At 59.2% G+C, this 15,587-nt stretch carries 12 protein-coding genes and 1 tRNA gene; 9 read left to right on the forward strand and 4 right to left on the reverse strand.

All coding sequences use genetic code 11. The annotated features are described in order from the left end of the window. The first annotated feature begins 348 nt into the window (after positions 1 to 348). The 4 genes from ABIL25_00730 (at position 349) to ABIL25_00745 (ending at position 1,785) form a co-directional block, all read left to right on the forward strand. Positions 349 to 573, forward strand: coding sequence for a DUF433 domain-containing protein (locus ABIL25_00730; protein MEO0080805.1), 225 nt, complete (start codon positions 349 to 351; stop codon positions 571 to 573). Further along, positions 570 to 938: a DUF5615 family PIN-like protein gene (locus tag ABIL25_00735; protein ID MEO0080806.1), complete on the forward strand. Its 369-nt coding sequence runs from the start codon at positions 570 to 572 to the stop codon at positions 936 to 938. The genes ABIL25_00730 and ABIL25_00735 overlap by 4 nt, the downstream gene beginning before the upstream one ends. 185 nt (positions 939 to 1,123) lie before the next feature. Continuing rightward, positions 1,124 to 1,354 carry a hypothetical protein gene (locus ABIL25_00740; protein ID MEO0080807.1) on the forward strand — a complete coding sequence of 77 codons (231 nt, stop codon included), beginning with the start codon at positions 1,124 to 1,126 and terminating at the stop codon, positions 1,352 to 1,354. Further along, complete coding sequence (locus ABIL25_00745) at positions 1,351 to 1,785, forward strand: phospholipase D family protein (protein MEO0080808.1); 435 nt, start codon at positions 1,351 to 1,353, stop codon at positions 1,783 to 1,785. The genes ABIL25_00740 and ABIL25_00745 overlap by 4 nt, the downstream gene beginning before the upstream one ends. A gap of 12 nt (positions 1,786 to 1,797) precedes the next feature. On the opposite strand, the gene ABIL25_00750 is transcribed toward ABIL25_00745, so the two are convergent. Beyond that, positions 1,798 to 3,924, reverse strand: coding sequence for a PQQ-binding-like beta-propeller repeat protein (locus ABIL25_00750; protein MEO0080809.1), 2,127 nt, complete (start codon positions 3,922 to 3,924; stop codon positions 1,798 to 1,800). A gap of 127 nt (positions 3,925 to 4,051) precedes the next feature. On the opposite strand from ABIL25_00750, the gene ABIL25_00755 reads away from it, so the two are divergent. Continuing rightward, the gene (locus ABIL25_00755; protein MEO0080810.1) at positions 4,052 to 5,824 is read left to right on the forward strand and encodes a C25 family cysteine peptidase; all 1,773 of its coding nucleotides are present in this window, start codon (positions 4,052 to 4,054) and stop codon (positions 5,822 to 5,824) included. Positions 5,825 to 5,836: 12 nt separating this feature from the next. On the opposite strand, the gene ABIL25_00760 is transcribed toward ABIL25_00755, so the two are convergent. Both ABIL25_00760 and ABIL25_00765 read right to left on the reverse strand, forming a co-directional pair. Continuing rightward, positions 5,837 to 7,126 (reverse strand): kelch repeat-containing protein, encoded by a 1,290-nt coding sequence (locus tag ABIL25_00760; GenBank protein ID MEO0080811.1) that lies wholly within the window; start codon positions 7,124 to 7,126, stop codon positions 5,837 to 5,839. A gap of 196 nt (positions 7,127 to 7,322) precedes the next feature. Continuing rightward, entirely contained in the window at positions 7,323 to 7,508 is a 186-nt protein-coding gene (locus tag ABIL25_00765; protein ID MEO0080812.1) for a hypothetical protein, read from the reverse strand. Between the two features lie 93 nt (positions 7,509 to 7,601). Between ABIL25_00765 and murA the strand changes: the two genes are divergently transcribed. From murA to ABIL25_00780, 3 genes are read left to right on the forward strand one after another with little or no spacing between them, the layout of a single operon-like run. Then, positions 7,602 to 8,864 (forward strand): UDP-N-acetylglucosamine 1-carboxyvinyltransferase, encoded by a 1,263-nt coding sequence (murA, locus tag ABIL25_00770; protein ID MEO0080813.1) that lies wholly within the window; start codon positions 7,602 to 7,604, stop codon positions 8,862 to 8,864. After that, positions 8,845 to 9,927, forward strand: coding sequence for a flavodoxin-dependent (E)-4-hydroxy-3-methylbut-2-enyl-diphosphate synthase (ispG, locus tag ABIL25_00775; GenBank protein ID MEO0080814.1), 1,083 nt, complete (start codon positions 8,845 to 8,847; stop codon positions 9,925 to 9,927). Before murA ends, ispG begins: the two co-directional genes overlap by 20 nt. Continuing rightward, positions 9,924 to 11,393, forward strand: a complete 1,470-nt coding sequence (locus ABIL25_00780) for a carcinine hydrolase/isopenicillin-N N-acyltransferase family protein (protein MEO0080815.1) — start codon at positions 9,924 to 9,926, stop codon at positions 11,391 to 11,393. The genes ispG and ABIL25_00780 overlap by 4 nt, the downstream gene beginning before the upstream one ends. Before the next feature lie 69 nt (positions 11,394 to 11,462). On the opposite strand, the gene ABIL25_00785 is transcribed toward ABIL25_00780, so the two are convergent. Then, on the reverse strand, positions 11,463 to 14,930 hold the full coding sequence (locus ABIL25_00785; GenBank protein MEO0080816.1) for a C25 family cysteine peptidase: 3,468 nt from the start codon (positions 14,928 to 14,930) through the stop codon (positions 11,463 to 11,465). 480 nt (positions 14,931 to 15,410) lie between these two features. Here ABIL25_00785 and ABIL25_00790 point away from each other — a divergent pair. Continuing rightward, positions 15,411 to 15,485, forward strand: a tRNA-Ile gene (locus tag ABIL25_00790). Positions 15,486 to 15,587: the final 102 nt, after the last annotated feature.

A 15,587-nucleotide genomic window follows, 5' to 3' on the forward strand; every position in this document is an offset into this window, starting at 1 on the left:
GCCTACCAACTGCAGAACGTTGATCTGTAAGCAATGGGCAACACGAAGTTCGATTCTTGCGTGCTTGAGCATTCGCTGGACGGTAACGAGGAACAGAGGCTCACCGCGGACCAGGTCGGTGCCTTGAAAGCCAGCCTGGGCCGGCAGAAACTGGTTCCGGCGTACCTGAGCATCGTGAAAGCTGAGGACTATCGCCGGTACTGGCAGGCGCGCCCGCAAGCTCGCCCTGGCCCGGTAGCCCGGAGCCCAACCTGCGTACCTACGCGCAGAGCACTTCCTAGTATTGTGGCTTCTCTTCGGCACTGGGATCGGCCCTTGACTACGCTTCAGGACAAACTAGACTAAAATATGCTGTGGGAAGCCAGAATCATATCTGACCCGCTCATTTGCAGCGGCAAACCTTGTCTGAAAGGCACGCGGATTCCGGTTCACATTATTCTTGACCTGCTTGCGGCCAACGAGACCTATGCCGGCATCAAGAAGGCCTACCCGGACATCTCCGAGGAAGACATCCAGGCCTGCATCGGCTATGCCGCGATGCTGGCCGAGGAAGAAGCCGGCATTACGGCGTGAGGATACTGGCCAAAGAGAATCTCTACGACCCAATCGTAGAATACCTGCGGAACGCCGGTCACGAAGTCTTCGACACCAAACGCACCGGGTTAGCCGGAGCACGGGACGAGGCAGTCTACGAGCGGGCGGTCAAAGAGCAGCTCGTCATCGTAACGATGGACAAGGATTTCACCCGGTCACTCCGTTTCCCGCCCGCGAAGTGCGGCGGTATCATCGTGGTCAAGCTCTACAGAATGACCGTTGACCAGGCGACTGCCGCGTTCCGTCGCCACTTTGAGGCATTGTCCGAGGAACAGGTTCGCGGTCGGCTGGTCATCGTCACCCGCGATGGCATCCGAATCAGACCTGCAGCAACCACTCGCTAGCGCCTTAACTCAACCCCGCACGCGGCGCCCTGCGCTGTCACGGTCTCTGGTGTTCTCGCCGTGTGCAGAACGAAAGAAACCGGTTTGCACGTCGAGTACGGCCGCCATTTCTTCCCTTCTAATGGCCTTCGCAGAAGCCGCCCGTCACATCTTGACTTCGCTTGCCCAGCTTCTATCCTCACGCGATGGAAGACAGGCATCTGAACCTCTTCTACTCGTACAACCAGAGCAGGGAAGCTGAGCTCATCGAGAACAACCTCACCCGCGCGTTCATCCAGGCGTTGCGGATGCAGGGCGCCCCTCCTCGCGACAGGCGACGTGGGCGCATTCAGACGTACGTCCGCCGTGTGCTCAAGCGAGGTGACTACGAATGGCAGACAGTTCGGCTGGAACAGAACGGAAGGGTGGTGACATGACACGCGAGACACCGCAAGGCGTCTCGCACGTGCGCGTACTCTACGCATTCCGAGAACTGGCGGCCGCCGTAAAGCAAGTATTGTCAACGAAGCAACGCCGCTTAGTTATCAGCGCGTTTGTGGGAGAGGGTGCTCTCAATTTTCTGCCACGGCCGAGAAACACCACCTTGGTCTGTTGGCCACAACCGCCAGGGACCAATCCAGCGGCAGTCAGCTCACTCGTGAAAGCCGGTGTCAAGGTGTTTTTCGCCGACAACCTGCATATCAAGCTCTACTACGGCAAAGGACGGGGCGTGGTGCTGTCTTCTGCCAATTTGTCGCGCAACGGCCTCGGCGGCGGACTTAGAGAAATCGGCGTTCTATTGCCACCGGATGCCGTGGATCCCGACCGAGTCCTTTCCTCGCGCCGCTTGAGGGCGGCGCTCTCTTGAGCAATTCCGAACCTACCAGCCGCTGTACTTGCCGGTGTGTCTCGGGTCATGACGGAACATCGGCCACGGCGAGTTTGCGAGCGTTCCGGTCGGCCGGCCAGCAATCGCAAACAGGCCGTCGAATCCGCAGGCAACATAGATGATGCCATACTGGTCAACGACCGGCGATGGCAAGAGGTCATCAACGCCAAGCCGTCTGGGCGAACGGGGTTTGTGCGGCTTGTCAGTGAGATACAGGCCAATGGACCAGCGGATGGTGCCGTCTGAGTTGACCGCGTAGAGTGAGTCGTTGTCGGCGGTGACGTAGATGACCGAGTCCGCACAGATGAGCGGGGTTGATGCCACGTCGGACAGACACAGCGCTACCGGCCAGCCCGGTACCGGCTGGCCCGAACTCGTCAGTCGATATAGATAGCCGTTGTCTGCGCCAAAGTAGATCGAGCCGTCCGGACCGATTACCGGCGAGGAAGATACGCTTGTCGGCGGCTGCACAAGGTAGGGCGGCCAGGCCCGGGTACCGGACGAGGTGATCGCAAACACGTAGCCCTGTTCGGTACCGAAGTAGATTGTACCATCCGCACCGATTGCCGGCGACGAGGTGATATTGTTGAACGTTGCATAGGGGAAGCCTGGATTCATAGCGTGGCTGGGTGAGAAGGAGTACACGTATCCAGAGTCGTCGCAGAGTATCAGGTTGCCGTTCGGGTCCATTGCCGGCGACGTGTTGAGTTCTTCGGCCAAGCGGTAGTTCCACAGCTTTGTGACCGAACTACCATCGTCCCGGAGCCGGGTGATGTAACGGTCCTCGCCACCAACGTAGATGGTGTTGCCGTCAACCAGCGGAGAGGCATACATGTCGTCGCCGGAAATCGTGTCCGGAAATCCCCATTTTAGCGAGCCTGAGCGGTCGTAGGCGAATATCTTGCCGTTGCCATTACCGATATAAACCGTGCCGTCTGAACCCACAGCCGGCGAGCTCAGATAGGGTTCGTTGCCAGTTACGAACGATTCATATAGCAACTCGCCTTGATAGGCGTCGTAGGCGTAAAGCGAGCCGTTGGTAACACCGATGACGACCGCTTTGCGGGTCTGCCCCCGACTGTTCAGGGCATCGGTGAGCGCCGGCGAGGATACAACCTCATCACCGAAGAGGACACCCCACAGGATGTTCCCCTCGCCGACAACCTCAAACTTCTTCGGGTCGGACGTGTCGGAAACCGCACCATATTGATCCCGGGCGATTGCCTTGATGTAATAGGTACCCAGGGCAGCGTAGCGGCAGGAATCCATCGCAATAACACCTGATGGGCTGAACGGAGTCCACCTTGGGCTACTGCCGTCACCCCAGAAGAACTGGTACTGAATGTTGTCCTGCTGCGGGTCGGTGGAGTAGGCGTAAAACCGGTAGTAGGGACCGTTCGGAATGCCGCGATTCGGGCCGGTCAGGACTGGCTTAGAAGGCGGTGTGTTGACCTGGTTGGCATAGAATATCTTGGCCGGTGACGTGTCGGAGACCGCCGAGTCCGGGTCCATCGCCACAGCTCGAATGTACTTGACGCCCTTGACAAAATACACTACCGAATCAGATACCCTGGTGCCTGAGGGCACTGGTGCACTCCAGTATGAGACCCGGTTGTCCTCGCCCCAGATGAATCGAATCTGTACCGGGTCACCGTCCGGGTCTGTGGCCGCGGTTGAGAACTTCTGGTACTGGCCGACCCAGCCGGTATCCGGCCCGGATGGCATTTCAGGTGCATTGGGCCGGTGGTTCGGAGTGCTGACGTAAACCCGTACGTTGAGCGTATCCGACCAGTCGCGGGAAAACAGACCGCGCGCGTCCTTGGCTTTTACTCGCACCGAGTAGAGACCGGTGTCGGCCCAAGCGTGGGTCCTCGAGACGGTATCACCGGACCGGAAGTAACTGGTCGTATCGGTTTTTGAGTCATCCCAGTCGAAGATGTAGAGTACCTTATCCCGGTTCGGGTCGGTTGTAACCGAGTAGTAGCGGGCGACTGAATCCTTAGGCACGGAGTTTGGGCCAATCGGCTTGCCCGGCGTCAGTGGTGGCTTGTTGCGGCAGCCGACCGCGAACGCCAAGACAACGAGTAGTACGGACAGGAAAACTAGGTTCTTACGCACGCTTCCTCCCTATATGAAAGCGACGGAGCCTTTTTGTCCAGCAAACCATAATCAGCATAGCGTAAACACAGACGCCAGTCAATAGTTCGCACTGCATGGACTCGCAATACCGTCTGTCAAGTAAAGAATGACTGCTCTTCTGTGCCGAAGCCGCGTCCCTGCTGCCCGATACCGGTTCCGGCTGCGTCCCAGTCTGGACAAGCAGGGGAATTCGGCTACCATTACCGGGCGAAAGGTTCTGCTCAGAAAAAAGTATCCGATGCGGCAAAGACTTATCCTTTCCCTAATACTAGCCTTGATCAGCACCGGCTTTGCGTTTGACGGAGCCAGGTATCTCGTAATCTGCCGCGACGAGTTTGTACCAGCTGTCACGCCGTTGGTCGAATGGCGCTACGCAAGTGGCTTTTCGTGCCGGCTTGTCCGACTGTCCGAGACCGGCACCGACACGGCCGCAGTCCGCAACTACATTGTCAACGCCTACCGTAACTGGCCGGTGAAGCCGGAGTACGTCCTTCTTGTCGCCGACCCGGCGTTTCTGCGCGCCAAGATTTACGGCTCTGGTCCAACCAGGTACTACTCCGACAATTACTACGGTGACGTGACGGGAGACTTCCGCGCTGAGCTGGCAGTCGGCCGGCTACCGGCTAAGACTATTGAACAGTGTGAGCGCCTTGTAAACAAAGTCCTGGCCTACGAAGTCAGGCCGGATACAACCGGCTGCTGGATGCAGAGGTTGACAACAATTGTCCGCGAAGATGGCGACACCGACGATTCAATCTACTGGGCCAATGTCCGCTATGCCGCGGCCCTGGCTGGCTCAGCCGGGTTTCTCGGCTGCGACTCCCTGTCCTATTTCCGCGGCCACAATGCGCAGGACGTTGTCAACTCGGTGAATGCCGGTACCGGCTTTGTTCTGTATCGGGGCCGGGGTTCGGGCAACTGGTATTCGCCCTTCGCCGTTGACCCGGGGCAGTGCAACAACGGTACGCGCCTGCCCATCGTCCTCTCAATCACCTGCGAGACGATGGCGCTTGACCCTTACGACTCGATGGCAGGCCAGGCCTGGATGCTCGCCGCGGCGCCTGCCATTCTCCGGGGCGCAGCGGCATTCTTTGGCAATACCCATTCGGACAATGACGTCGCGGCTAAGCGCAGCCCGGTCGCACGCGGGTTCTTTTCCGGACTGTTCGGAGCAGGACGATACCGGCTCGGCGATGCCGCACTACAAGCCAAGGCTCAACTCTATCAAGAGTACCCGGACACCTTGTGCCGTGAGGACTACCGCGGCTTCAATATCTTCGGTGACCCGGCGATGGCACTCTGGACCGCTACCCCCAAGCGGATTGACGTAACACATCCGGCCGAGGTCCTAGTCGGACCGCACGACATTGTTGTAACCGTGACAAGCCGTGGCAGCCCTGTTCCCGGTGCAACAGCGTGTGCCTCGATGGACACTACGGTGCACGTATTCGGACCGACCGACCATCTGGGCCGCGTAACGCTCCGTGTCAACCCGGCCGACACCGGACAGATGCGGCTTGTTGTAAGTGGTCAGAATCTCTACCCGTATAACGGCGTAATCCACGTCGTCACTGAAGTCGGCGTTGGCGAACAGACAAGAGCACCGGTTACACCGGTACTCGCTTGCCAGCCAAACCCGTTCCGAACAAGGACTGCAGTCCGCTCGCCGGCCGCAGCCGACATGTCGGGTCGCATCGGAATCTACGATGCTTCCGGCCGGTGTGTCAAAGTTCTGGCAATATCCCATGCCTCAGCCGTGACCGTCTGGGATGGACGCGACGCATCGGGCAGAACGGTTCAGCCGGGCGTGTACATCGTCCAGCTCGAGGTTAGCCCAGGCCGAGTTCTCGCCCGAAGCAGCGTGACTAGACTCCGGTAGGCTCTTTTTTCGCTAATCCTTTACGAACCGGGCTGCCCTGCCAGCGGTGCGCGCAACATAAACTCCGGGCTGCAGGGCGACAAGGTTGAGCTTGTAGCCACTGACCGCGACCCTGCGGCCGCGCACATCGTACAGCTCGACTTTCTCACCAGATGAAAGACCGCGCACCAGACACACCGACCGGCACGGATTCGGCCACACTTCAAGACGGCCGCGCAAATCGGACCGCGGCGCACCGGCTTCAAGCGCGACCCAGCCCAAAGGTACACCAAGCTCGACCTTGCGCAGAAACGGCCGCGCACCCGAGTACCCGGTTATGACGTAGAGCGAGCAGTTGCCAATGACTGCACCGGCATGCGAACGCTTCACCTGCTGCATCGGCGTTTCGGTAACCCAGGTATTGCTTGCAACCCGATAGCGCTGTACCGCATTCGTTGCCGTGCCGCTGTTCTCACCGCCGCACACGTAAATGAATGCGCCCGAGTCCGGATGCATGATAACGTGGGCGGTTGCCCAGCCGGTTGCCTGCGGCATCGGTGCCAGAGTGCGCCAAGTGTTAGCAACGGTGTTGTAGGCATAACAGGTATTAGTCGCGGTTGTGCCGGATGAAAATCCGCCGAACAGATAGATTGTGTCGCCGACCACGGCTGCGGCTGGGTCGCGTCTGGCTGCCGGCATGCTGGCAATCGTCGTCCAGGTCTTTGTGCTTGGGTCGAACTTGCGCGCCGTGGCAATTGGCGTACCGCCCGCCGGCGCGCCACCAAAGCAGTACAGCATCCGGTTGCACACGGCGAACTCATAGTAAAGAAGTTGAGACTGCGGCGACGGACCGACCACACTCCAAGTGTAGCCGACAAGGTCAATCATTGTCAGATTGTCGTAGTACCCGCTCTTGAGACTGCCCCAGCCGACATAGATGGTGTCGCCGATAATCTCGACATCGTGATTGTGCACCCCGCCGCCCGGGTGGCTGATTGCCATGTCTTCAAACCAGGCATTGTTCGCCGGGTCGAATAGCTGCTGGTACTTGTAGCTCGTGTCCGAAAGCATGGTGTTACCACAGATGACGCGGATCCAACCGTCCGGGTCAACCACGCCCGCAGTCCGGGTCAGGCCCACGGGAATGCTCTCACGGAACGACCAGAACACCGAATCGGTTGGAAACAGCGGCGGTAGTTCGGGCAGTGCGACCAACGGGTCAAACTTAGGGTCACCGTTGTCGCAGCTGCGCACCTCGTCAGCCAGCGCTGGCAACAGTACAACAACCAGCGCTAAGCCGGCAAGAAGAACCCTTTTGTACATCCTGCCCTCCTTTCGGGCTTACCGCACCAGGCCGGCAGGTACGGTCTTTCCTCTGCGTTGCGCGGGTCGGCACAGTGGAAACAAAGGGTCTTGCCCCTGACGCGCTGCGCAGCTCGCCCACGCTTCACGGGCAATGCGCCGTGCACCGCACATCCGGGTCCGGCCAAGCCCATGATAGGCCATGAGGCCGAAGCTGTCAACCAGCCAATAGCAGCCCGAAAACCGAAGTGGCGACAAGACGCCGATGGCCTGAAAGTCGTAAAGCCAGAGAGTCGGAGAGCCGGAACTCTCGGACTACTCCCTGTCCGGCCAGCCTATTGTGTTTGGCCGCATCGCCGCATGCGGAGAAGACGTGCACGTCGCGGTTCCCCATGCTGGACACTTTGGGCCAGCTCCGCACGAATCTCTGTCAACCAGCGTGGCGCCGGTTGAATACCGCTTGACTTTGGGATTGTGTCGTCAAGAATATCTTGTAATGGACCGGTTTGTGATTTGCGGCGGCCGGCCCCTGGCCGGTACGGTCACGGCTGCCCGCGCCAAGAACTCGGTGCTGCCGATTCTGGCAGCGTGTATCTTGACCGATGAGCCGTGCGCAGTCGAGGACGTTCCAGAACTTGAGGACGTTTCGACCATGACCCGGCTGCTGCGTTCCATGGGCGTCACAGTAACAAGAAGCGGTCGTTCCATCACAGTCGAGGCTTCACGACCGGTCAAGACCGAGGCGCCGTATGACATCGTGCGGAAAATGCGCGCAAGTTACTACGTGCTTGGACCGCTCGTTTCCCGCTTCGGCATGGCCAGAGTCTCCCTACCGGGTGGCTGCGCAATCGGCGCGCGGCCGGTTGACCTGCATCTGAAGGGCATCAGTGCGCTGGGTGCCCGCGTCAGCCTCGAACACGGTTACATTGACGCCCGGGCGAAGCGGCTTGCCGGAACTACGGTCGTGCTGGCTGGAACAAAGGGACCGAGCGTGGGCGCAACCATCAACACGATGCTGGCCGCAGTTCTGGCCCGTGGTCGGACAATTATCAAGTGTGCGGCGGCCGAGCCCGAGGTTGCCGATGTCGCCCGGTTCTTGCGGCGGATGGGCGCGGAAATTGACGGTGCCGGTACACCGGAAATCAGCATCTCCGGCGTAGCTAAGCTGCGCGGCGTGCGATACCGTCCGATTCCTGATAGAATTGAAGTTGGCACCCTGGCAGCGGCAGCAGTAGTCACCGGTGGCTGCGTAACAATCAGCAACTGCCGGCCAGGCCATCTGGCAGCACCGCTTGAGGTGCTGCGGCAGACAGGCGCCAGGGTCGAAACAAGCCGCACTTCAATAACTGTTGCCGCTCCGCGTCGGCCCAAGCCGTTCAATATTGCGACTGCACCGTATCCCGGTTTTCCGACCGACCTGCAGGCTCAATTCATGACACTGGCAAGCGTGGCCAGCGGGACAAGCGTTATCACCGAGAACATATTCGAGGCCCGGTTCATGCACGCAATGGAGCTGGAAAGGATGGGTGCGCAGATTTCGCTCAAGGGCAACACTGCCGTAGTCACTGGTGTCGAACGGTTGTCCGCGGCCCAGGTGATGGCATCGGACCTGCGCGCCTCGGCCGCACTGGTACTAGCCGGACTCGCGTGTCGGGGTCAAACCGAGATTCTAAGAATCTATCACCTCGACCGCGGGTACGAACGCCTGGAGACGAAACTGAACCGGCTGGGAGCAAAAATTGAACGAGTCCGAACGTAGGTATAGGCCGTATTCCGTAAGACTTCGTGGTATTGTCATTGGCGGCGGTGCGCCGGTCGTGGTTCAGTCAATGACCAAGACTAGGACCGACGATGTGGTACGAACTGTCCGGCAGATACGTCGGCTCGAACGCGCAGGATGTGAGCTTGTGCGGGTTGCGGTACCGGATGGACGCGCGGCCAGCGTTCTGCCCGACATCCGGGTGCGGACGCGGCTGCCCTTGTGTGCTGATGTCCACTTTGACCACCGGCTGGCGCTGGCTGCCCTTCGTGCAGGTTTTGACAAGGTGCGCATCAACCCAGGCAACATCGGGAGCCGCCGAAAGGTAGAGGAGATAATCCGCGCCGCGGCCGATTCAGGAGCAGCAATCCGCGTCGGGGTCAATGCGGGGTCAGTTGAAAAATCAGTTCTTGCCCGGCACCGACACCCGACCGCTGTAGCGCTGGTCGAAAGTATTGAAAAAAGCCTGGAGCCGTTCCAGCAGCTCGGATTCACATCGGTGGTGCTTTCCGCCAAGACAACGAGCGTAGCGGATACCGTTGAAGTTTACCGCCGATTGGCCCGTATCTTCCGCTATCCACTTCACCTCGGATTGACCGAAGCCGGGCTACCATTTGCGGGCGCGATCCGCACCGCCGCCGCACTTGCTCCGCTCTTGCTCGACGGTATCGGCGATACCATTCGGGTGTCGCTGACCGGTGACCCGGTACTCGAAGTTGAGGCGGCGTACGAACTACTCGCTGCCCTCAGGTTACGGCATCGTGGGCCGGTTGTTTACTCCTGTCCGACCTGCGGTCGGACCCGGGCCGATGTGGCCGGCATGGCACGGCGTGTGCACAGGGCGCTTGCCGGAGTGAGGCGACCACTCAAGGTCGCGGTTATGGGATGTGTGGTCAACGGACCGGGCGAGGCGCGCGAGGCGGACTTCGGCATCGCCTGCGGCCGGTCCAAGGGCGCAGTGTTCGCGCACGGTAGGGTTGTGAAAACCTGTTCTGAGGACAAGCTGGTAGGCGAGCTGATTCGGTGCATCGCCGATGATGGCGACGAGGCAGTGCCGAAATGAGTATCCGTCGGTGCTGTAACCTGATTCTCACATTTAGCATTGTGATTTCTGGTGCAGCCGCATACAGTTGCACCATTGGTGCATTCGGGCCCAGCGCGACTGCGGACGGGCGACCAATCTTGTGGAAAAACCGCGATGTGAAGAATCCAGATCAGGAAATGCGGTATTTTGACCGCGGCCGATACCGATTTATTGCCAATGTCTATGCCGGTGAGACGCTTGATGTGTGGGCCGGGATAAACGAGGCCGGCTTTGCGATCATGAACTCGAACTCGTACAACATCGGCGGCAGGGCTGCGACCGGCCACAAGCCGAGGAAACAAGACATTGATGCTGACGACGGAAACATCATGCATCTGGCGCTAGCAAACTGCTCAACTGTTGACGAGTTCGCCTCGCTTTTGGATTCGCTCAACAGGGTCGGCCGGGAAACACCGGTGAACTTCGGGGTGTTCGACGCCTCAGGCAGGACGGCAATATTCGAGGCGGCAAACACCTACTACCGACGCTATGATGCGGACCAGGAATCCCTTGGTATCCTGGTGCGAGCTAACTATTCGTACCATGGTGACACGATACGGCAGACCGGCCGCGGCCGCCACGACCGCGCCTGGCAGCTAGTTGCACCAGTCGCACGCCGACGTCAGATTACACCGGAGTTTGTCATGCGAGTACTTGCTCGGGACATGGGCTCGGTGGGCTTCGACCCATATCCGCTACCTTTCTATGGCTGCGTCGGAGAGCTGCCGTTCGGACATGTGCCGGCAGGAAGTACAATCTGCCGCACGACAACCCGTTCGGCTGAAATCATGGTTGGACCGAAACCAGGGGTAAGTCCTGCAAGCGGTATGATGTACGTCATGCTTGGCCCGCCTGAAACTTCAGTGCCAATACCGCTCTGGGTAAACGGCGGGCCTGTTCCAGAGCATCTGGACGGGCCGGAGCGGGCGCGCCTGTGCGATGAGGCGATTGCGCTTCGCGCCTACACGCGTTCGGAACCACAGTATCCAGACGCGGTCAACACGTTTAGCCTTTGCCGGGTGCTGTCGGCCGTAGCTTCGGCCGAGTCAATAATATTCAGCCGCGTGCGCCAGCTTGAGGCCGAAAGGCCGGAAGGGCCCGGTGCGGATGAGGCTGCCGCGCTTACTGTGCTTTCCTGCCGGCTCGCAATAGAGTCGGTTGAGAACTTCTGGGAACACTTCTACTCACCCAAATCAGACAGTGCCCCTGCTGGCAGACCAAACATCGTACCTGCGGTAAGCCGGGGGAGTGTCGTTATCAGCCTGCCCGAAGGAATGCACCGGGTAAGAGTCTGCGATGCTGCTGGTCGTACCGTTGCTGAGCTCGTGGGCCGGTCCGGAGACACGCAATTGGTATGGAAACCGGACGGACTTGGAGCTGGCCGTTACTTTGTGCGATTCCCAGGCGCGGCCAGGCGTGCGGTCAGTTTTGTCTATATTCCATAGGTCCGTGCTGGCTGTCTAGAAGTGCGAGGCCCGGCTGTAGGCCGGGCCTCAGTATACAATCGTCGGGTATCAGCGGACGGACAGTACTTTGGCCTGAAGTGCGCCCGAGCGCAGGAAGTAAACACCAGGGCTAACATCCGGTCGCCACACAATCTGGCCTTCGCCTGCGGGGAACGTCCGGGACGCAACAACCCTGCCCAGAGCGTCAGTCAACGTCGCACGGAATGCACCAGTATGTGGCCGGCTGAACCGGAGTTCGCCGGCAAACAGCTGTGGATAGACGCCAAACTTCGAAGGCCCAACCTCGTGCTCCGGACTACTGACGCCGACCGGCGGTGAGTACCACAGCGCCGCGGTATCGGATACGGCAAGCAGTTGGGTCACGGTCCGAGAGCCGCAGAGTACCCAGGCAAGGATTATGCTGTCTCCCGCCGGGATTCTGTGCGGCCCAGACGATGACATCGCGTCCCAGTTTGCCCGAGTCGTACCGGTAGTCGAGCGCAGAGTGCCGTTCATGAACTGAATCTTTTCAGCCTTGGTGAACCCGTTCGCAACGTAGGTCCACTCATTGATACAGTTGGCAAACCCGGGCCAGGTCGGTGGGTAAATATGGCGGATGCCCATTGCCAAGGTTTCACCCGAAGCCGCAGAGCGAACATAGGCAAGGTTTCGCAGCGAGTCCGTGCCGGCGAAATCAAACGAATCATTCACGTTCCAGCCCGGGGTCCGAAAGTCGCAGCAGACCGCGGTGTACAGGCTTTCGAGCGGGACCGAGTCGGTGTTGAAGATTCGGTATTCGAGAATGACAAAGTCTTTGTGTGTAGGCCGGGCGCTGCCGTACGCTCGGTGCACGATGCGCACGTTTCTTGGCTGCGGATGATTTGCATCAGTAAAGGTAGTGATGAGTTCTTTGTCGCCGAGTTCGGGCGGGTACACCGGTCGGACCGAGTCAACCATCACAAAGTCCTGAGGACACACGTGCCAGCCTGGGGTACCGTAAAAGTTGTCTGCGACCCAGGTTGAGTCAGTACCGAGCATGAAACTGCCGTGCATCATCGAAGCAGCCGACCACATACGGCTCTTGGGATAGATGAACCCGTATCCCTCACCACGCCACCGAGTCGTGCCGATGCCGCCGTTGCCGCACACGCTCAGGCAGTAGTCGCCGGTATCAAGCGTTGCCCAGATACCACCGCGGGAATGTGGCAGGCCAACCACAAGCTCGAAGTCGGAGGTCCAGTTGCTTGTGCCGGCTGCGGTCGTAAGCTGAAAAGCAGCCCGGTGTCCGTGCGGACAGTTGCGGTCAACTGCTACCCGGTATGCAGTGCCCGCCGCAGTGTCACCAGCGGCGATCGTGCCATAACTTGAAGTCGCATTGATCACCGTCACCCATGGCGATGTTGTCGTCAGAGTGCCGGAAACCGAGTCGGCCGGCATTGCGCCCCGATTGGCAACAACGCAGTACAAATCTGATTCTTCGTACGGGTCAAGCCGGCCGTTCGGATCAGCCACCCGGCTGCGCGCAATAACGACAAGCGGCGCATTCGAGCCGGTCTTGGTTCTGATGACCGACTGGTAAATCCGCGCGTCCTGGGCCGTGACCGTAATGCCAAGAGTCCAGGTGTCTTCGATCGTAGCAAGGGGAACATGAGCTGTGCCGAGCGGGTTGGTAACAGCCCGGCCGACCAGTTCGCCAAGATGCGTGACCGCCACGCGCGCACCCAAGACTGGTTCGTCACCGCAGTCCACTGAAACCTCAAGCACCTGCGGCATTGCCGGAATCGTGTCTGGATGAGTAACCGCAAGTTGTTCAGGCGCGCTGCGCCACATTATCATCGTCGGGTCACCCTGGAGCGTGTTCGTGTACATTGCCCAGCGTGCGGTCATCTGGCTAAAAGACTCATTGCGCAGGAAATCCTTTGCCAAGCCGTGCGCCCGGCCCTGGGTCATGCCTGCAAGGTAGTTGTGAAAGAATGCACAGTTCATATTCTCGTTCGGACCCTGGCAGGGCGGCGCGCCCCAGCCGTAACGGGCGTTGAACATCGTCGAAACCGCGCCACCGTTGGTGATATTTATGAACTGCTCGCCCAGGCAGTCGGTGGACTGATCAAACCAGCCGCAGTCGCACGCCATCGTGTTGACGATGCACGGTTTGGCGACGTTCGTGAGCGAGGCAAGATTTGAGGTCGAGAAGGTCGAGCCGAATGCGGTCGCTGAACCGTGGCCGGCAAAATGGAAAAGATGCCGTCCCGCATTGACTCCGCTGATGACCCTGGAGGAGCCAATGTTTAGACCGGAGTCAACTTCCCAAGGCCAGGCGGCATTTAGCATCCTGGCGATGTTCTGGTTCACGATGCTGCCGTGGTAGTCAATATTGGACCACAGTACCTCGCCGGGTAGTATCACATTGTTGAGATATGCGGTATCCGGACAGATTTCATAGGTCGTATCCTTGCGGAGAAAGTTGGCCGCATTCGTGGCGTCGTCCAAGGGCAGCCTTCCGACGTACACGTCATGGAACAGATCAACTGAATCGCCGGTCATCTCGCCGAAGTTGTTATTGTTGTTCGCATCCCAGGTGCCGTCCAGGTCCCCGAAGTACATGTCCGCGGGTACGTTGTAGGTGGAGTAGGGTAGGTAGCCATAACGCAGCTTGCAGTGCTGGGTATCGCCGGCAAGGATGACGTACTTCAGCCCCTCATCTTGAAACTTCCGCTTCACCAGATTGCGCATCTTCTCCGGTACGTCACGACCCGGAAGAGAAATCGTATCGGTCCGCACGATTTCGGTGAAGTATCCTTTACGCATGAGCCAAGACCGGATGCCGGCAAGTGCTGGAGCCAATGTTGAGCTGGTGAACATCAGAACGTCGGTTTCCTTTGCGTCTTTCTCAACGGCCGGTGGTGCAAAATGGGCCAAGTCCTTAGGGTTTGCGACCAGCCGAGCCACATCCTCGGCCGCGAAATCGAGCTGGCTTGGAGTCAGAACCGTTACCGGCAGCGAATTCTCATGATAGCTCACTATCACCCTTGCCCGGCTGATGAGTACGAGTCGGCCTGATGCTGGAAAATACTCGAACGGACAGTAGAGAAAACCGGCAATCCGGAAACCGGCCTTGGACCCGGCTGGCACTGCGGTCAGCGCTTCAGCCGGGTACTTCGCCTCACTCGAGTAGGTCAACTTGTCTGGCTCCACGAATGGTACATCATTGAACTGGGACAATGGCCGCATCGGTTGCACCGGATAGACACTCACGCCCTGGGCCAGCTCCACTCGCTCAAGTGGCAAGACTTCGATACGTTCGACATCGGCTCCAGCCGGAATCAGCACGTTGCCGGAAAGCACCGGCAAGAGCGGCTTGCCCGGTTCAGTTGTCCACGTGGCAACTACGCCTGGCTGGTCTGTTGTCAGACTCACCATTGCAAACCTGTCCAGTTGCTTCAAACCAACGTCAGCCGGTGATAGCGAAACCGTGACCGCTACAACACCGGCGAACGCCTGACATGTGGCTAGAACCAGCACTGCTACTGCTTTCACACTACCTCCTATTCTAGACGCTTCGTGGTCCAGAAACGGCGCCCCTCTGCGAGCGACGGGTCTTTGCCGGTCACTGACGTCTTCTCCGGACACACTGGATACAGCCTACGCTCATTTTCTCCGCCGTCAAGCAGTCGTTCCCTGATGGTACCATATCCCCGGTGGACATCGGACACCCGGTACCCTAAGCTGGAAACTCCAGGATGCAGGAAACAGTGGTAATTGCTGCGTGTCTGCTTCCATGTCAGAGCGGCCCGAAAGCTGATGTAAATTGGCAGCGAAACTACGAATGTCACGAGACGAAGAGGTAGGAACCACTGGCCAAACCTTGACGGACGGGCGCGCCTCAAACATGACAGTGTAGTCACGTAACGCCTCGGTGGTAGAAGTTGTTGCACTTTTCATGTACGTTGCGGCCACTTTGGCCCTGGCGAGCGATCGCTGGCTTGACTACGGGGGCGATTATGCTACCCTTTGGCTGGGGCCCGTAGCTCAGTTGGTCAGAGCAGCTGACTCATAATCAGCCGGTCGTCCGTTCGACCCGGACCGGTCCCATTCCCTGCCCCAAAGGTAAGTCCCCCAAGATAAGGTTGATAGCTCGGCACGCTTGTGTGCCGTTCGCGCGGAGAACGCTCTGAACGGACGGCACACGCCCAA

The organism is candidate division WOR-3 bacterium (assembly GCA_039801365.1).
Classification (GTDB): domain Bacteria; phylum Hydrothermota; class Tepidihabitantia; order Tepidihabitantales; family Tepidihabitantaceae; genus JBDRUN01.